Source organism: Enterobacter sp. Li2LvB3 (assembly GCF_056156645.1).
Window position 1 is genome coordinate 245,707 of the sequence record NZ_JBSICG010000003.1, and the last position, 17,088, is coordinate 262,794.

General features: G+C 56.0%; 17 protein-coding genes and 1 riboswitch. Of the genes, 12 read left to right on the forward strand and 5 right to left on the reverse strand.

Going from position 1 to position 17,088, the window contains the following annotated elements:
* Window positions 1-6 precede the first annotated feature (6 nt).
* The 3 genes from ACS603_RS04190 to ACS603_RS04200 form a co-directional block, all read right to left on the reverse strand.
* Window positions 7-582 (reverse strand): TetR/AcrR family transcriptional regulator, encoded by a 576-nt coding sequence (locus ACS603_RS04190; RefSeq protein WP_474943809.1) that lies wholly within the window; start codon window positions 580-582, stop codon window positions 7-9.
* 280 nt (window positions 583-862) lie between these two features.
* Window positions 863-1,102, reverse strand: coding sequence for a hypothetical protein (locus ACS603_RS04195; protein ID WP_315688487.1), 240 nt, complete (start codon window positions 1,100-1,102; stop codon window positions 863-865).
* A gap of 57 nt (window positions 1,103-1,159) precedes the next feature.
* Window positions 1,160-1,735, reverse strand: coding sequence for a CGNR zinc finger domain-containing protein (locus ACS603_RS04200; protein ID WP_315688488.1), 576 nt, complete (start codon window positions 1,733-1,735; stop codon window positions 1,160-1,162).
* A gap of 92 nt (window positions 1,736-1,827) precedes the next feature.
* On the opposite strand from ACS603_RS04200, the gene ACS603_RS04205 reads away from it, so the two are divergent.
* The 12 genes from ACS603_RS04205 to atzF all read left to right on the forward strand — a co-directional run bounded on the left by ACS603_RS04205 (window position 1,828) and on the right by atzF (window position 15,561).
* Complete coding sequence (locus ACS603_RS04205) at window positions 1,828-2,742, forward strand: alpha/beta fold hydrolase (protein WP_182060898.1); 915 nt, start codon at window positions 1,828-1,830, stop codon at window positions 2,740-2,742.
* A 97-nt stretch (window positions 2,743-2,839) separates the two neighbouring features.
* A complete protein-coding gene (locus tag ACS603_RS04210; RefSeq protein ID WP_182060899.1) occupies window positions 2,840-3,232 on the forward strand; it encodes a VOC family protein in 393 nt (130 codons plus the stop codon).
* Window positions 3,233-3,349: 117 nt separating this feature from the next.
* Complete coding sequence (locus tag ACS603_RS04215) at window positions 3,350-4,261, forward strand: pyridoxamine 5'-phosphate oxidase family protein (protein ID WP_474943810.1); 912 nt, start codon at window positions 3,350-3,352, stop codon at window positions 4,259-4,261.
* A gap of 166 nt (window positions 4,262-4,427) precedes the next feature.
* Complete coding sequence (locus ACS603_RS04220; protein WP_315688490.1) at window positions 4,428-4,868, forward strand: GNAT family N-acetyltransferase; 441 nt, start codon at window positions 4,428-4,430, stop codon at window positions 4,866-4,868.
* Between the two features lie 167 nt (window positions 4,869-5,035).
* Window positions 5,036-5,626, forward strand: coding sequence for a hypothetical protein (locus ACS603_RS04225; RefSeq protein ID WP_315688491.1), 591 nt, complete (start codon window positions 5,036-5,038; stop codon window positions 5,624-5,626).
* 199 nt (window positions 5,627-5,825) lie between these two features.
* Window positions 5,826-5,924: riboswitch (guanidine-I (ykkC/yxkD leader) on the forward strand.
* Window positions 5,925-5,980: 56 nt separating this feature from the next.
* Window positions 5,981-7,039 (forward strand): putative urea ABC transporter substrate-binding protein, encoded by a 1,059-nt coding sequence (locus ACS603_RS04230; protein ID WP_474943811.1) that lies wholly within the window; start codon window positions 5,981-5,983, stop codon window positions 7,037-7,039.
* Window positions 7,040-7,057: 18 nt separating this feature from the next.
* Window positions 7,058-7,873, forward strand: coding sequence for an ABC transporter permease (locus ACS603_RS04235; RefSeq protein ID WP_446492986.1), 816 nt, complete (start codon window positions 7,058-7,060; stop codon window positions 7,871-7,873).
* Entirely contained in the window at window positions 7,870-8,646 is a 777-nt protein-coding gene (locus tag ACS603_RS04240) for an ABC transporter ATP-binding protein (RefSeq protein WP_182060905.1), read from the forward strand. Before ACS603_RS04235 ends, ACS603_RS04240 begins: the two co-directional genes overlap by 4 nt.
* Window positions 8,647-8,650: 4 nt before the next feature.
* Complete coding sequence (locus ACS603_RS04245) at window positions 8,651-9,364, forward strand: urea amidolyase associated protein UAAP1 (protein WP_182060906.1); 714 nt, start codon at window positions 8,651-8,653, stop codon at window positions 9,362-9,364.
* A gap of 10 nt (window positions 9,365-9,374) precedes the next feature.
* Window positions 9,375-10,007, forward strand: a complete 633-nt coding sequence (locus ACS603_RS04250) for an urea amidolyase associated protein UAAP2 (protein ID WP_315688493.1) — start codon at window positions 9,375-9,377, stop codon at window positions 10,005-10,007.
* 152 nt (window positions 10,008-10,159) lie between these two features.
* Window positions 10,160-13,762 (forward strand): urea carboxylase, encoded by a 3,603-nt coding sequence (uca, locus tag ACS603_RS04255; protein WP_474943812.1) that lies wholly within the window; start codon window positions 10,160-10,162, stop codon window positions 13,760-13,762.
* The gene (gene atzF / locus ACS603_RS04260; RefSeq protein WP_474943813.1) at window positions 13,759-15,561 is read left to right on the forward strand and encodes an allophanate hydrolase; all 1,803 of its coding nucleotides are present in this window, start codon (window positions 13,759-13,761) and stop codon (window positions 15,559-15,561) included. The genes uca and atzF overlap by 4 nt, the downstream gene beginning before the upstream one ends.
* Before the next feature lie 43 nt (window positions 15,562-15,604).
* Here the strand turns inward: atzF and dmsD are convergent, their stop codons facing one another.
* Both dmsD and ACS603_RS04270 read right to left on the reverse strand, forming a co-directional pair.
* Window positions 15,605-16,219 (reverse strand): Tat proofreading chaperone DmsD, encoded by a 615-nt coding sequence (gene dmsD, locus ACS603_RS04265; protein WP_182060910.1) that lies wholly within the window; start codon window positions 16,217-16,219, stop codon window positions 15,605-15,607.
* A 44-nt stretch (window positions 16,220-16,263) separates the two neighbouring features.
* The coding region (locus tag ACS603_RS04270; protein ID WP_474943814.1) for a dimethyl sulfoxide reductase anchor subunit family protein at window positions 16,264-17,088 on the reverse strand (825 nt) is incomplete at its 5' end.

A 17,088-nucleotide genomic window follows, 5' to 3' on the forward strand; every position in this document is an offset into this window, starting at 1 on the left:
CGATACTCAGGCCCCGGCTGAGACCCGTTCCAGCAAAACTTTCGCAACGTCCCGTGCGTTGTCAGCGGCGTTCCGGTCGCCCATCACGTATGTCATGGTGATAGCCCCCTCAATCAGAATCAGCAGTTGTCTTGCCAGATCTGCAGGGTGTTCAGTGTTCAGCTGCCCGCAGAGTTCGAGCGCATAATCCAGCAGTTTTTGTTTATGCATTTTCGCTATCTGGCGAACGGGATCCTCCGGGTCTCCTACTTCTCCGGCTGTGTTGATAAAGGCACAGCCCCGGAAGCCTTCAGACTCAAACCAGCTTTTCAGAACCGTGAACATGTTCAGAATGCGATCCTGAGGCGTTTCGCCTTTATCAGACTCGGTTCTGAACCACTGCATCCACCGTTCGTCACGTTCATTCAACGCGGCCGATGCCACGTCCTCTTTGTTCGCGAAATGGCGATAAATACTTTTCCTTGCAACACCAGAGGTCTTTACCAGAAGGTCCATGCCCATAGCATGGATCCCGTTCTGATAGATAAGTTGCTCGGCGGTTGCGAGGATTTTTTCTCGCGTATCAGTTGGCTTCTTGTTCATGGTTTATCAGTTGCCTCTTGTTCATGACTTAAAGGTAGAACGATCGTTCTACTTGGTCAAGCGTTGATTATGAATTATATTTTTTGAAATGGGTTAAAAATCCATAATATTCATTTAAATCAATGAGTAGATAAAGAAAAATTTCTTTAACGAAAGAGAGTTTTCTGAAAAGAAAACCTTCTTCAGGGATAAATTACGTTTCAGGCAGGGGGAGGGTGGCACTGGTGAGAGCGGATATAAATCGAAAAAAAGGGGAATGTTTTTACTATTGTCCTGCCGATCAACTCCGGTTGATGGCTTTTACTTGAGGTTTGCCTGATAAACCCAGGCTCTCCCTGACAGCGCGTTTCATTTGCAGTTTGTCGAGAATAATACTGATGCGCTCGCCGGGGACAGTGAGCCTGTACTCGCCATGTAATGGCATCGAGGAAATTAGATATCGTCGATCATTCCAGATAATCCAGTTCACTTTCAATCCATTCAATACGCGAAGCGCTAAATCTGCCTGCCAGGCTGGCACGGTATATTCTTACGAGCATGTCCTGAAGCCACACGTTTGCAGGTGCGGCCTGGTTTGCTATGCGCTTTTTCTGTTTCGGAATGCGGCCACTTTCATGCGATTACCGCAGGTGGCCATACTGCACCAGCGCCGGCGATGGGATTTACTCAAATCGTGAAACAGTAAAATACAGTTGTGGGCTTCACACTGCCGAACGTATTCGAATTTGTCATCCGTGAGCAGTTTTACCAGCGCGTTGGCAACGGGCCAGAGGAGGCCTGCGGGGCTGTCAGCGACTGAGCGAACATCCACACGATAGCGCTGCGTATCCTGATCCCATTCCAGCCTCGTTTCAGGACGCCCTGTTTCAAGCATTCTGTTAATCACCGTCAGGTCTGCCTCACTGGACTTCATCGCGGCATGTACGACTGCTCTGGCTGCATCGCGAAGCTGGCGAGCCTCCCCCAGTAACTCAGGCGGAGCCACAGTTCCTTTCGGCACAAGGCCCGCCGTTTGCAGCCAGTCGATAACGCTTCGATCGTCATCAAAGCAATCGTGTCGATCGTCGCCTGTCCCGTACTCGCTGTTGATAAAGTCCAGCGCAAGGTTGTCGGCCAGGAAGAGCGGCGGGGAAGAAGGATTTTTGATTTCCATACGCACCTGTAACCCATTAAATATTTTTGACAGGTTACCATAATTGTGTGTAACCTTCAATTTCACACTTTAACGGTTACATGAGGTTTGTTATGACATCTTCATTCTCGGGGTTATCAACTGCAGATAACACGCCAGTACAGGTTCATTACCGCTATAAACAGGCGGGCGATGTTAACGTTTTTTACCGTGAAGCAGGCGATCCGGCATCGCCAGTCCTGCTGATGCTGCACGGTTTCGCGGGCTCATCATTTATGTTCCGTGACCTTATTGCCCAACTGGCTGATCGTTATCGTCTGATAGCGCCGGATTTGCCAGCCTTTGGGTTTACCGAGGCACCAGAGCGGGGTGACTACGCTTATACCTTTGACCAGTTGGCTGAGACCATCGACGTATTCACTGAAGCGTTGGGCCTCGACTCATATGCCCTGATGGTTCACGACTACGGTGCTCCCGTCGGATGGCGTCTTGCGCTGGCGCATCCTCAGCGGGTTACCGCCATTATTTCCCAGAATGGAAATGCTTACGAAGAGGGGCTGGGAGAGGCCTGGGCACCTATTCAGAAATACTGGGCCGACCCGACTCCCGAAAACCGGAGCGCGCTGAGTGATTTTCCGACTCCCGCGTCAATCAAATGGCAGTATCTGGAAGGTGTCACCGATCCGAGTCTGGTTTCCCCGGACGGCTATTCACTTGAAGGGATGCAGGTAGTGCGGCCGGGCAATGCGGAGATCCAGCTGGACCTGCTGCTGAACTACGCTTCAAACGTGAAGATGTACCCTCTGTTTCAGCAGTATTTCAGGGAATATCAGCCACCGCTGCTGGCGGTCTGGGGAAAACACGACCCGTTTTTCATGGCCGCAGGTGCCGAAGCCTGGAAGCGCGATATCCCGAATGCCGAGATAAACTTCTATGACACCGGCCACTTCGCGCTTGAAACGCATGCGAAAGAGATAGGCGATGACGTTCGGGAATTTCTTGATCGTAATGTCCATCAGGCGGGTTGATTCCCTTCAGAAGCTCGTCGGCCCGGGGCCGGGCGAGCAGAATGGTGAATGGACTCACTTAAAAAAACGGAAACCTTTAAGAAAGAGGACAGGAACAATGTCAGTGACTCATGGTGTACAACATATTGGCTTAGCCGTATCAAATCTTGAAGCTAGCGCCGCGTTCTTCACTGGTTTACTGGGCTGGCAGGAAGTTAAACGACGCGAAGACTATCCGGCCATCTTTGTGAAAGACGGCGCAATAACGCTCACGCTCTGGAAAACGCAAACAGAAGAGCCTGTTCAGTTCAATCGTAAAAACAATGTCGGGCTCCATCACCTGGCTTTGCGGGTGGAAACCAAAGAGGGTCTGTATCAGATCCTTGAAGTGTTGAAGGCAAATCAGGTCGAAATTGAATTCGAGCCCACCTTGATCCGCGAGGGGCCGTCTATGCACATGATGTGCTATGAGCCGAGTGGAATACGAATTGAATTTTATTACCCTGGTTGAGTAATTTCTGATTTCCGGTGCCAGGGGCATTTTCGCTTCGAGTACCGGCAAATATTGCGCTTCATCGTAGCGGGTTCTGGCCTTCCAGCAACGGTAAATGATCCCAGGAGAGACCCTATGCAGCAGAGACGGAGTACCTTTCATGACGGTGAGCGTGCAGTGCAGGCGCGTGCCGGAGTTTCAGGCGAGTGGCTTAATCGGTCGGAAAGCTTTGTGCGCTCCGAGATGCCTCAGCAGCATCGTAGCTTCTTTGAGAATCTTCAGATGCTGATTCTGGGGCTGCTCGATTCTGATGGCCGGCCATGGTGCGTTCCAGCTCTCGGGCCACGAGGATTCCTGGTTTCCCCCACTCCGGATACACTCGAAATTCATCGGGACCCGGTGCTCTTGAGTGAACTTGGCCTGGTTCGGTCAGTCGGTGCCAGTGTTGGCATACTCGGGATTGATCTGACCAGCAGACGTCGCAATCGGCTGAATGGCCGGATACAACATGCCTCACCTGGTGAAATGACCATTGTGGTTGATCAGAGCTACGGAAACTGTCCGCAATACATTCAGACCCGACATCTGCCCTCAGGCCAGGACAAGCCGGCTGTTGTGGCCCGCCGACGCGGCAGCATAACCGATCCGGAAGTTCGGCGAATTATTGAGGCCGCTGACACTTTTTTCATCGCCTCGCGTGCGGCTGGTTCTCTGGATGGTGGAAGTGCCGGAGTCGATGCTTCGCACCGAGGGGGGAACCCGGGATTTCTTGGTATCAACGGAAATGGCACGCTCTCCTTTCCCGATTTCTCTGGCAATCGCTTTTTCAACACACTGGGCAACATTGAGAGTGATGGCCGGGTCGGCCTGTTCGTTCCGGATTTTGAAACGGGTGAAGCAATTGTGCTTACGGGGCGCGGTTCCATCGACTGGGACCCCGAACGCATCAAGACGTTCGAAGGTGCGGAACGTGTTGTAGACGTGGTGCCGGAAGAAATCTGGCATGCAGATGCTGTGCTGCCGGTTATTGGTACGAAATCCGAGTAATAGAGTATTAAGCCCGTCATTCGGTGATACTCTTACTCCGGTCAACCTTCCTGACGCGTGAGCATCGTCCGCTTCTGGCTTGGAGCGGACGATGCTACCGTCTCCTGAATAAGGAGGTTGCGAGCATATTCTCAATTTATAATTTGCCATACATGGATTAAGCCCTATGACTATCTATACAAGAACAGCTCAACCTTCTGATGTTGATAGTATTTTCGACGTCAGAACCTCGGTTACCGAGAATCATCTGAGCCGTGAAGAAATGCAACTGATGGGGATTACCGAAAGTGCCGTTGCCAATATGATTGAGCAGAGCCAATGTGCATGGGTTGCAACCGTAAACGACAACATCATTGGTTTCTCGATGATTTTGCCGGATGAGGGCTGTCTTTTTGCAGCGTTTGTTTTGCCAGAATACGAGGGCAGGGGTATTGGCCGTAGCCTTGTTGAGCTAGCCGAGCATGAATTATTCAAACACCATGAAACGGCCTGGCTGGAAACGGATAAAAATAGTCGTGCGGCGCAATTCTATATGCAACTCGGCTGGGGTAAAAAAAAGAACATCAATGGCACGGATATCAGATTAGAGAAATCTCGCGGTGTTTAATCCATGGTGATACTTATCCTCGTTCGCTTCTGACACTAAGCGGCCGAGCTAATTTTAAAGCCGTAATGTTCAATTGACGTATTCTTCAGTACTACATTTTCCTGGTGATTGTGTGTGGTGGCGTATCTGTTAATCTGGCTGGGCTCATCGGATGACCAGGAAGAGACATGCTAAACCCAGGATTCATTACCCGCAAAGCGCTTGCTGAATGGCAGAATGCGCCTGTCTTTTTACCTCAGTTTCAGTTCCATGAAAAACATCGTACGGTCATACGCACCGCGTCCCCTGAAAATATTCTGCCGTTCATCGCAACATTTGACGTCCAGCAAGACGCCGTTATCCGCAAGTTAATGTCGTTGCGGCAATTTCCGCAGAAATTTCTGCACAACCAGCAAGCTCATGCGACCAGCAGCTTTGGGTTGCACAGTTTTACCCTTTTGAAAAGTTCTGCAACCGAGCTCTGCTATGGTTTAAGAGGGCAATTCTGGCGTGTCGATTTCGGTCTGGAAGATGTGCCGGATGCCAGCGCTTTTCAGGCGCCGATCGTTCCGGGTAGTGCAAAGCTCTTACTACGCTATCAGGTATCGGAACTGACGACAGACCAGCATGAACTGTGTACGGAAACATTCATCTATTGCCCGGACAGAACGACTCAGCTAAAAATGGCTGCCTACTGGCTCGCAATACGGGCAGGAAGCGGCTGGATCCGCAAACGGATGTTAGAGGCGGTTAAGTCAAATCTTGAAGGCCTGAGATGAGGTACTGACGGGGATCTATCCCCGAAAGTCGATTTTTCAACGATCAAACGCCCCACCACAGTGCACCAACCCCGCGCACCCTCACCAAAACGGTGAGTTTCAACCAGTGCCAACATTCAACTCACTAATAAACAACATAAAAATTTCTGGCACACCCTTTGCAAACTCTTTCACTGAAGGGCAGCTCCACACAATTTGAACAATAGCTGGCTAGGGTTCCGGTTCACTACGGTGAATGGCTGGTCCAAGAGCTGGCGACCTCTGAGAGGTTACACGGCGGGACAAAAACCCGGGAGACAGCAGCACCAACGGTGTCGCGCTGCCCCCTAATTTTGTGCCACTCAGAGGTCAAGCATGAAGAAAACGCCATTACTCCGCTCTCTTGTACTGTCGCTGGCGATGCTGGTCAGTCTCCCCACGTTTGCTGCTGTTAAAAAAGAATTCAACGTTTGCTGGACCATCTACGCCGGGTGGATGCCCTGGGGCACCATCAGCAGTAGCAAAATCATCGATAAATGGGCCAGTAAATACGGCATCAAAATCAATGTCGTTCAGCTCAACGACTACATCGAATCTATCAACCAGTACACCGCAGGCCAGTTTGATGGCTGCACCATGACCAACATGGACGCGCTGACCATTCCAGCGGCGGGCGGGGTTGATACCACTGCGCTTATCCTCGGCAGCTACTCGGAAGGCAATGACGGCGTAGTCATGAAAGGTGAGGGCAAAACCCTCAAGGACCTGAAAGGGATGAAGGTCTACCTGCCGGAATTGTCCGTTTCCCACTACCTGCTGGTGCGCGGCCTGGAAAAAGCCGGGCTGGCCGAGAAAGATGTCACCGTGGTGAACACCTCTGATGCGGATATCGTTTCGGCATTTGGCACAGCAAGCGTGCAGGCAGCCGTAGCCTGGAACCCGCAGCTTTCCGTTATCAAAAGCACTCCGAAAACCACCGAAGTCTTTAGCTCCTCTCAGGTACCAGGCGAGCTCATCGACATGATGGTTGTTAACACTGAAACCCTGAAAGACAACCCGGCGCTGGGTAAAGCGCTGACCGGCGCATGGTACGAAATGATGGGGCTGATGAAAGCGCAGGACGCAAACGCCCTGAATGCGATGGCCGCCGCCTCGGGAACCGATCTGGCGGGTTATCAGGCGCAGCTGAAAACGACGCACCTGTTCTACACCCCGCAGGACAACATCGCTTTTGTCACCTCGCAAGACCTGGCGAAAACCATGCAGCGCGTGGCGTCATTCTCCTTCGAGAAAGGGCTGCTGGGCGATGGGGCGCAGAGTGCTGATTTTATCGGCATGAGCTTCCCTGGCAATGTCACCCAGGGTGATGCGAATAACGTGAAACTGCGCTTTGACGACAGCTTCGTGAAAATGGCCGCTGCCGGCAAGCTGTGATAACTGACGGAGTTCGCCATGCGACAAATTAACCGCCATCCCACCTCTGGCATGAGGCTGATGCTTGTGATGTTGCCTTTTGTCCTGCTGCTGGCCGCCTACTTTTTTGGCTCCGCAGTGCGGCTGGAAGCCAACCCGCAGGACAAACTTTTGCCCGGCCTGCAACAGATGCTGGATGCACTTTCACGGATGGCGTTTAGCCCGGATAAACGCAGCGGTGAGTACCTGTTCTGGGTAGACACCCTGGTGAGCCTTGCCCGCCTGCTTACCGGGCTGGCGATTGCGTCGCTGATTGGCCTGTGCATTGGCGTCGCCGCCGGTGTATTCCCGCTGTGGCGGGCCTCGCTGTCACCGCTGATGACGGTGTTGTCGATGATCCCACCGCTGGCGATTTTACCGGTGCTGTTTATCGTGTTCGGGCTGGACGAGCTATCAAAAGTGATGCTGATTGTCATCGGCATCACCCCGATGCTGGCCCGTGACCTTGAACATCGTGCCTGTGAAATCCCGCCGGAGATCCTGATCAAGGCCCAGACTCTGGGAGCAAACAGCTGGACGCTGGTGCTGCGGGTGGTGCTGCCGCAGCTGCTGTCCCGCCTCTTAACCTCGCTGCGTTTGCTGCTGGGCTCGGCGTGGCTGTTCCTGATTTCAGCAGAGGCTATCTCGTCAACCGCCGGGCTTGGCTACCGTATTTTCCTCGTGCGCCGCTATATGGCCATGGACGTCATCATCCCCTATGTCCTGTGGATCACGCTGCTGGCATGGGTGATGGATCTGGCGCTGCGCAAGCTTCACAAGACCTGTTTCCCGTGGGCGGAAGGAGGAAAAGCATGAGTTTTATCACCATCAACAATATCTGGCAGGAATACGGCGAACACGTGGTGCTGGAGAACCTGAATTTAACGGTGAAAGAGGGCGAGTTCTGCTCGATGGTCGGGGCGTCTGGCTGCGGGAAATCGACATTCTTACGCCTGTTGCTGGGGCAAGAATCTCCAAGCCGGGGCTCCATCACTCTGGATGGCAACGTGCTGGCCGCTGAACCCGACAGCAGCCGTGGCGTGGTGTTTCAGCGTTACTCCGTTTTCCCGCACCTCAGCGTGCTGGATAACGTTGCCATCGGTCTTGAGTTGCCGCAATCACCGCTGTTCGGGCGGCTGTTCGGCGCGAAAAAACGCGCAGCGCGGGAACGGGCCGCGCAGATGCTGGAAAAAGTCGGCCTTGGTCACGCGTTGCACAAATACCCCGCGCAACTTTCCGGCGGGATGCAGCAGCGTCTGGCTATTGCCCAGGCGTTCATTATGCAGCCGCGCGTGTTGTTGCTTGATGAACCTTTCGGTGCGCTCGACCCGGGAATTCGTAAAGACATGCACGCCTTGCTGCTGCAACTGTGGGGTGAAACCCGCATGACGGTCTTTATGGTCACGCACGATCTTTCTGAAGGCTTCAATCTTGGCACCCGTTTGCTGGTGTTCGACAAAGTGCGCATTGATCCGCAGGCGCCTAATGCCTATGGCGCGCGCATTACTTACGACATCCCGCTCAACGAGACGCGCCTTTCAGCGCTGAGCGGTACCGCACAAGATAACGTTTACGCATTAAGGGGTTAATCCTGTGAATACAACAACATTACGCGAAGAGATCCTCCCCGGCGGCGGCCATCTCTCTTTTATCCTCAAGCGCGGGCAGATCCTGCGCATGACAGACACCGACGGTGGCGCAAACGTCAGCCTGATGATGCTCAACGCCCACCAGAAAAGTGAACGTCTGAACCTGCCGGATACCCTGAAAGGCCAGCACACCGCACGCCTGACGGCGGGGCACTGCTTTTATTCCGATATGGGCCGCGTGCTGGCGGGGATCACCGCCGATACCTGCGGCTGGCATGATCCGTTTGGCGGCGTGCTCAACGCGGTCGAAGTAGCCGAAAAATACGGTCAGGGACGTTACCAGGAATTACGTAACGGCTACTTCCGTAACGGCGCGGATAACCTGCTGGTGGAGATGGGCAAGTGGGATCTCAACCTGGAAGACCTGCTGATGGTGGTGAACTTCTTCAGCAAAGTGTCGGTAGACAACAACGGCCAGTTCAGCTTCCACAGCGGTCATTCTCAGCCCGGCAGTTATGTCGAACTGTTTGCGCCGATGGACGTGCTGGTGGTGATGACGGCGTTGCAGCATCCGATGGACCCTTCCACCGAGTATGCGCCGCGCCCGGTAGCGCTAAGCTGGCGACAGGCGCAAGACGAAGAGGCGGCCATTAACGCGCTGCTCACGCGCCCGGAAAATGGCCGCGCCTTCACCAACACTCAACTTTTTGCCCTGTAAGGAGCCGCAAATGACCGTTGCCAGCGAAAAACACGCCCAACAAGCCAGCTTCCGCCATGTGATCCCGGCGGGCGAACCTTACCTGTTCGAAGTGAAAAAAGGGCAGACCCTGCGCCTGCTTGACCTGGAAGGTAACCAGGCCGTCGACACGCTGTTTTATAACGCCGATAGCCCGCGCGAACGCTACGATGCCCAGCGCACACTGCGCCGCCAGAATAATGCCTACCTCACCACCGGCAGCGTACTGTACTCCAACCTTGGTAACCCGCTGCTGACTATCGTTGCCGATACCTGCGGACGCCACGATACCCTCGGGGGGGCCTGTGCTCAGGAAAGTAACACCGTGCGTTATTCCCTCGATAAACGCCATATGCACAGCTGTCGCGATAATTTCCTTTGCGCCTGTCTGCATGATGGTCGCCTGCAAAAGCGCGATATTGGTGCCAACATCAACTTCTTTATGAACGTGCCGGTTACGCCGCAGGGGGGATTAACCTTCGAAGACGGTATTTCCGCGCCGGGGAAATACGTTGAGCTGCGCGCGGAGTGCAACGTTATTGTGCTGATTTCCAACTGCCCGCAGCTCAACAACCCCTGCAACGGCTGGAACCCAACGCCTGCCGAGGTGCTGGTATGGAACTGACACCAGGGCGCTGGCAGCGTCTGCGAAAGATGATTTATCGCCTGTTTGAAGTACGCGCCGGACGCATCCTGCCGTAACTGCTTTTTCCCCATGGACGACCATGCGGCGAGCCGATTTTCGGCGGGACGACCCGCCCCGATTGAGTCTTAACTATGTTTACTAAACTCTTGATCGCTAACCGCGGGGCCATTGCCTGCCGCATTCTTCGTACGCTGCGCACCATGAATGTGGGCGGTGTGGCAGTCTATTCTGAAGCCGATATCAGCAGCCTGCATATTCGTGAAGCCGATGAGGCCCTGAGTCTGGGCGAGGGCCCGGCGGCGAATACGTATCTGGTCACCGATAAAATTATCGCGGCGGCGAAAGCCAGCGGCGCACAGGCTATTCATCCGGGCTACGGGTTTCTCTCGGAAAATGCCGCCTTTGCCGAAGCCTGTGAAGCCGCAGGGATCGCCTTTGTCGGCCCTACGCCGGAACAGCTTCGTCTGTTTGGCCTGAAACACACTGCCCGCGCACTGGCGAAAGCGCATGGCGTACCAATGCTGGAAGGCACGGAACTGCTGGCGGATGTTGGCGAAGCGCTTCAGGCCGCTGAAAGCGTGGGCTACCCGGTGATGCTAAAAAGCACGGCCGGGGGCGGCGGTATCGGGATGCGCGTGTGCTATTCCGCCGCCGAACTCAGCGAGGCATTTGATGCCGTGGTGCGCCTGGGCAAAAACAACTTTAGCGATGCGGGCGTGTTTATTGAGAAGTACATCGAGCGGGCTCGCCATCTTGAAGTGCAGCTGTTTGGTGACGGCAAGGGCGAGGTGGTTGCCCTGGGTGTGCGGGACTGTTCGGTACAGCGCCGTAACCAGAAAGTGCTGGAAGAAACCCCCGCGCCCAACCTGCCTGCAGGCATGGAAAGCGCATTGTGCGAGGCGGCCATTAAGCTTGGTAAAGCGGTGAATTACCGCAGCGCGGGCACGGTCGAGTTCGTCTACGACAGCGATGCCGCACGTTTTTATTTCCTCGAAGTGAATACCCGTTTGCAGGTCGAGCACGGCGTAACGGAGCAGGTTTGGGGTGTCGACCTGGTGCGCTGGATGATTACGCTTGCCGCAGGGGAGATGCCATCGCTTGCTGCGCTGCGCGAAAGCCTCACCGCCAGTGGGCACGCCATTCAGGCGCGTGTGTATGCTGAAGATCCCGGTCGTCAGTTTCAGCCTTCGCCCGGCCTGCTGACCGAAGTGGTCTTCCCGGAAGATGACCGCGCCACGTTGCGTATCGACCGTTGGGTGGAATCTGGTTGTGAGGTACCACCGTTTTTTGACCCGATGCTGGCGAAGATTATTGCGTGGCAAGCGACAAGGGATGAGGCCATTCGCGCGCTGCACGCGGCACTGGGTGAAACGCGGCTCTACGGCGTGGAGACGAACCGCAGTTACCTCCGACAGATTTTAACCTTCACGCCATTTGCCAGCGGCGAACCCTGGACGCGTTGCCTGGAAGGACTGACTTACCAGGCTTCCACCCTGGAGGTGCTTAGCGCCGGGACACAAACCACGGTTCAGGATTATCCGGGACGCGTGGGGTACTGGGCCGTAGGCGTGCCGCCCTCCGGGCCAATGGACAGCCGTGCCTTGCGCCTGGGTAACCGCCTGCTCGGTAACGACAAGAGCGCTGCGGCGCTGGAAATCACCCTCAGCGGCCCCACGCTGAAATTCAACTGCGACGCGCAGCTGGCCGTCACCGGGGCTGAAATAGACCTGACGCTGGACGGCGAACCGCTGGCAAACAACGCCGTCTTTACGGTACGCGCCGGGATGACGCTGCGCATGGGGGATATTCGCGGTGATGGCGTGCGCAGTTATCTTTGCCTGCGCGGCGGGTTTAACGTGCCGGATTATCTGGGCAGCAAAAGTACTTTCACCCTGGGCCAGTTTGGTGGGCACGCCGGGCGCGCACTGCGTACCGGGGATGTACTGCACCTTACGCCGCTTACTTCTGCAGGCAGTGAGGCCCTTTTACCCCAGGCGCTGCGCACCACGTTTGCGCCCGTGCGTGAACTGCGGGTGATTTACGGGCCGCACGGCGCGCCGGAATATTTTACCCCGGCTTATGTGGCGACCTTTTTCGCAACCGAGTGGGAAGTGCATTTCAACTCCAGCCGCACCGGGGTGCGGCTGATTGGCCCGAAACCAGAGTGGGTGCGTGAAAGCGGTGGCGAAGCGGGGCTGCATCCGTCGAACATTCACGATAACCCGTACGCCATTGGCGCTGTTGATTTTACGGGTGACATGCCGGTGATCCTCGGCCCGGATGGCCCGAGTCTGGGGGGATTTGTGTGCCCGGTCACCATCATCGAAGCCGATTTACACGCTGTCGGGCAGCTTAAAGCCGGCGATAAGGTGCGCTTTGTGCCTGTGGATATTGCCACTGCACGGCGGCTGGCGCGGGCGCAGGAGGCACAAATCAACAACCTGCATCCGCAGGATGTGGCGTGGCAACCGTCAGAGCTCGCGTCACCCATCGTTCTTGAGCAGGGTCATGCGGACAAACGTCTGGTGGCGCGGCTGTCCGGCGATACGCACCTGCTGCTGGAGATTGGCGAGCCGGAGCTGGATCTGGTGCTGCGTTTTCGCGCCCATGCGCTGATGCAGGCTCTGGAGAGCCGCGCGCTTGACGGGGTTATCGATCTGACGCCGGGGATTCGCTCGTTGCAGGTTCACTATCAGCCGGAAGCGCTGAGCCTGGCGAGCCTGCTGGATGTGGTTGCCGGTTTGTGGCAAAGCGTCTGCGAGCGCGAGGATCTGGATGTGCCTTCGCGTATCGTCTGGCTGCCGCTGTCATGGGACGATCCTGCCTGCCAGAAGGCTATCGACAAATATATGACCACCGTGCGTCGTGATGCGCCATGGTGCCCGAGCAACCTGGAGTTTATTCGCCGTATCAACGATCTGGCGAATATCGACCAGGTCTACAAAACGGTGTTTGACGCCAGCTATCTGGTGATGGGGCTGGGGGATGTTTACCTCGGTGCGCCGGTGGCCACGCCGCTCGACCCGCGTCATCGTCTGGTGACCACCAAGTACAACCCGGCGCGTACCTGGACGGCGGAAAACTCGGTGGGTATCGGTGGGGCATACCTGTGTGTTTACGGGATGGAAGGACCTGGCGGGTATCAGTTTGTCGGGCGCACGTTGCAGATGTGGAATCGCTATCACGCGGTTGAGGACTTCGGCGGTAAGCCCTGGCTGCTGCGCTTCTTCGACCAGATCCGTTTCTATCCTGTCTCTGCCGACGAGCTGCTGACCATCCGGCGTGATTTCCCGCTGGGACGCTACCCGCTGCGCATCGAGCACACCACACTGAAGCTGGCGGAATATCAGCAGTTCCTTACCGATGAAGCCACGGAAATTGCCGCGTTTCGCACGCATCAGCAGGGGGCGTTTGACGCAGAGCGCGAACGCTGGATTGCCAACGGTCAGGCCCATTTCGACAGCAGTGATGTGCTGGTGGATGAAGGGGACGATGCGCCGCTCAAACCCGGCCAGGAAGGGGTTGAAAGCCCGGTGTCTGGCAATCTGTGGCAAGTGAATGTTGAAGTCGGCAAGCCGGTACGGGAAGGTGATGTGCTGGTGGTGCTGGAATCCATGAAGATGGAGATCCCGCTGCTTGCCACACAGGACGGTGTGGTAAGCCAGGTGCGCGTGCAGCCGGGGTCATCGGTTCGCGCAGGGCAGTGTGTGGTCGTTCTGGAGAAAACAGCATGATGCATCCATTTGATTTACGTCTTGATGTTCTGGCTCAGGCCTACAGTGAAGGGCGTTTTACGCCGCGTGAAGTTATTACCACGCTGCGTGAGCGTGCGCTGGCGTTAAACCTGGAGTTTAACGCCTTTATTTATATCCTGACGTCAGCCGAGCTGGAGCCGTATCTCGCCGCGCTGGAAGGGGCTGATCCTGCGTCGTTACCGCTCTATGGCATCCCCTTTGCCATCAAGGACAACATCGATCTGGCGAGGATTGAAACCACCGCGGCCTGCCCGGCGTTTGCCTACCGGGCGCAAGAGGATGCGACCATTGTCGGGCAGTTGATTGCTTTGGGTGCAGTACCGCTTGGAAAGACCAATCTTGATCAGTTTGCCACCGGGTTAAACGGCACCCGTTCGCCATATGGCCTGTGCCGCAACAGCGTTCATGCGGATTATCCGTCGGGTGGCTCCAGCGCCGGGTCGTCCCTGGCGGTGGCTTTGGGGGTTGCCAGTTTCGCCCTTGGCACGGACACCGCGGGAAGCGGTCGCGTTCCAGCCTCGCTGAATAACCTGGTCGGGCTGAAAGCCACCAAAGGGTTAATTTCAACGGCTGGCGTGGTGCCAGCCTGTCGCACCCTGGACTGCGTAACCTTCTTTACCTCTACCGCCGCAGAAGCCAGCCGCCTGCTGGCACTGACGGCGGTACTTGACCCGCGTGATGATTACAGCCGCGCTAACCCATCCTGGAATGGTATTCAGGCCTTTGGCGCACCAGAGCCCGGGTTCCGCTTTGGGATCCCGGATACTCTGGAATTCCTGGGATGTGCCGAAAGTGAAGCGCTGTTTAATGCCGCTAAAGCACGCCTGATAGCGCTTGGCGGCGTACCGGAAATCATCGATTTCTCGCCGTTTCTGGCTGCGGCAAGACTGTTATACGACGGTCCGTGGGTGGCAGAGCGTTATCACGTGGCGGGTAAACTGATTGAGGAGCAACCAGATGCCGTGCTGCCGGTGATCCGCGATGTCCTGCAAAAGGCACCGTCAACGGATGCGGTGGCTGCGTTTGATGCCCAGTACAAATTGCAGCATTACAAAATGCAGTGTGATGCCATTATGGCAGGGGTTTCATGTGTATTAACGCCAACCTATCCACGGCCTGTGACCCTGGCGGAGCTGGCGGCAGAGCCGGTGAAACGCAATTCCGACCTTGGGGTATACACCAACTTTATGAACCTGCTCGACTACGCGGCGGTTGCGGTTCCGGCGGGCGTTATGGCGAATGGGTTGCCTTCTGGCGTGACGCTGTTTGGCCGCGCTTTTACAGACCAGTATTTGCTGAGCCTTGCCGATGCCTTACAACGCACTCAGCCGCTGGCTTTGCCTGGCGGGCGAGACATGCGCTCTGAAGCCCCGGCAACATGTGCAACCCACGACAAAATGGCCATTGTGGTTTGCGGCGCTCATCTTGACGGACTGGCGCTAAATAACCAGTTGCGTCAGCGTGGAGCCACCTTGCAGAAAGCCACCCGCAGTGCACCACATTACCGGCTGTATGCACTGGCAGATGGTAAACGGCCCGGCATGGTACGTACCCGGGAGCAGGGGGCAACTATCGCGGTTGAGGTGTGGGACGTGCCGCACAGCGAAGTGGGATCGTTTCTGGCCGGTATTCCCGCGCCTTTGGGGTTAGGCAAAATCGAGCTGGAGGACGGGCGCTGGTTAACCGGGTTTATCTGCGAAGAGTATGGATTGCAGAACGCGCGGGACATTACGGAGTTTGGCGGGTGGCGCGCGTGGCTTGCCAGCAGTAAGCAATAAAAAGCTGAAAAGGGCAGCCAGTGGAAACACTGGCTGCGAGGGTTTAACGGTAAAGCGGTTTTTCCGCGACCGGGATCAGCAGGGTAGATTGCCAGTCAGCCAGCGTAAGCTGCGCCAGTTTTCCGAGGGCAACGTAGAAAGGGTGCCCGGCATTGTCGATAAACACCGAGAGGAAGCGGTGGCTCCACGGCAGAAGATGCCATGCCAGCAGTTGGTCGCATTGCGTATCACGCCCATTCTCCGCAAGCCAGGCTGCCAGCATCAGTAACGTGCCGATGTGATCTTCTGGCTCGTTTTGTTGCATGTCGAAAGCTATCGCGTTTTCACGCATCCACTGGCGCAGGGCCAGGGTCGACTCACCGAATAAAACGGACTCACGATCCAGCCAGACGGAACCCCACGGCGGGGCCGGGAGTGCATAGGGGCCAATAAACAGGCGTTGCCAGGCCTCTGATAACGGCTCATCGGCAGGGGTTTTAAACGTCTGCGCGATACTAACCAGCGACTGATGGGCGTACGGCCAGTCCTGATACCAGTCGCTTGTGGTGAGCGCACTCACCAGCGGTGCAGCCTGTTCGCTGTCCGGGGCATACCCGAACAGTGCGCCCAGAACCCGGGCACTGAAAGCGAAAGACTCGCGTTGTGATAATTCAATCATTACGACATTCCTTGCGCGTGTGCGGGTTGCCCCGCACGCGTGTATTAACCGGCAATCGCCATACCTGCGGTCATGTGCAGGCCGTAAAACAGCCCGCGGCCAATCAGCTCACCGAATACCACCAGCACAATCCCGGCGAACAGGCCGAGCGTTTTTGGCTCCTGGCGGCGAATAAGCGGGCACAGCCAGCAACCTAATCCGGCTGTTACTAACAGGATACGCCAGATTTGCCATGTGCCATACTCCGGTAGCAGGGCGCTGGCCTGCTGGACTGAGCTGTGGATCGTGGCTAATTCGTTACTTTGCAGCACAATCACACCCACGCTTGCCAGCAGTGCCAGGACGCTCAGCGTCGCGGCGGCAGAACCCTTAAAGGGTGCCCTGGCCACTCGTAGCAACAGTGCGGCAAACAGCGGGCCGCCAAGAACTAACGTCAGGAAAAACGCCAGCGTGGTGTAGCCGGTGTACCAGGTGGGGACGGTGTCTATCTGATATACACGGGTCATCGCCCAGACAAAAACCAGGCCAAGAAGCTGGCTCACCAGCAGCCAGATTTTGCCCAGCGCCGGGGGCATTTTACCGATAACAGACACCAGCCACCAGAACCCGCCAACGGCAAAAAACACCGAGCCGGCCGCGATTTCGTTACTGAGCGCGGAGGCGCCGACGCGGTTAAGCGAATTAAACGCGCGGATCGGGGAGCCCAGATGCAGCACCGAGGCGATAAAGCCAATCCCCATCACAACCCATAAAAAGAACATGCTGCGCACAATGCGCGCTTTTGCAACTGCGTCTTCCTCTTTGAACCAGGCAAATCCGCTGACAATTAACGCACCTGCCACGCACTGCCCAAAGACGGTGAAGATCAC

Bases quoted from the DNA above. Each gene is read 5' to 3' on its own strand.
- ACS603_RS04190 (WP_474943809.1), bottom strand. From the start codon at position 582: ATGAACAAGAAGCCAACTGATACGCGAGAAAAAATCCTCGCAACCGCC.
- ACS603_RS04200 (WP_315688488.1), bottom strand. From the start codon at position 1,735: ATGGAAATCAAAAATCCTTCTTCCCCGCCGCTCTTCCTGGCCGACAAC.
- ACS603_RS04205 (WP_182060898.1), top strand. From the start codon at position 1,828: ATGACATCTTCATTCTCGGGGTTATCAACTGCAGATAACACGCCAGTA.
- ACS603_RS04210 (WP_182060899.1), top strand. From the start codon at position 2,840: ATGTCAGTGACTCATGGTGTACAACATATTGGCTTAGCCGTATCAAAT.
- ACS603_RS04215 (WP_474943810.1), top strand. From the start codon at position 3,350: ATGCAGCAGAGACGGAGTACCTTTCATGACGGTGAGCGTGCAGTGCAG.
- ACS603_RS04220 (WP_315688490.1), top strand. From the start codon at position 4,428: ATGACTATCTATACAAGAACAGCTCAACCTTCTGATGTTGATAGTATT.
- ACS603_RS04225 (WP_315688491.1), top strand. From the start codon at position 5,036: ATGCTAAACCCAGGATTCATTACCCGCAAAGCGCTTGCTGAATGGCAG.
- ACS603_RS04230 (WP_474943811.1), top strand. From the start codon at position 5,981: ATGAAGAAAACGCCATTACTCCGCTCTCTTGTACTGTCGCTGGCGATG.
- ACS603_RS04235 (WP_446492986.1), top strand. From the start codon at position 7,058: ATGCGACAAATTAACCGCCATCCCACCTCTGGCATGAGGCTGATGCTT.
- ACS603_RS04240 (WP_182060905.1), top strand. From the start codon at position 7,870: ATGAGTTTTATCACCATCAACAATATCTGGCAGGAATACGGCGAACAC.
- ACS603_RS04250 (WP_315688493.1), top strand. From the start codon at position 9,375: ATGACCGTTGCCAGCGAAAAACACGCCCAACAAGCCAGCTTCCGCCAT.
- uca (WP_474943812.1), top strand. From the start codon at position 10,160: ATGTTTACTAAACTCTTGATCGCTAACCGCGGGGCCATTGCCTGCCGC.
- atzF (WP_474943813.1), top strand. From the start codon at position 13,759: ATGATGCATCCATTTGATTTACGTCTTGATGTTCTGGCTCAGGCCTAC.
- dmsD (WP_182060910.1), bottom strand. From the start codon at position 16,219: ATGATTGAATTATCACAACGCGAGTCTTTCGCTTTCAGTGCCCGGGTT.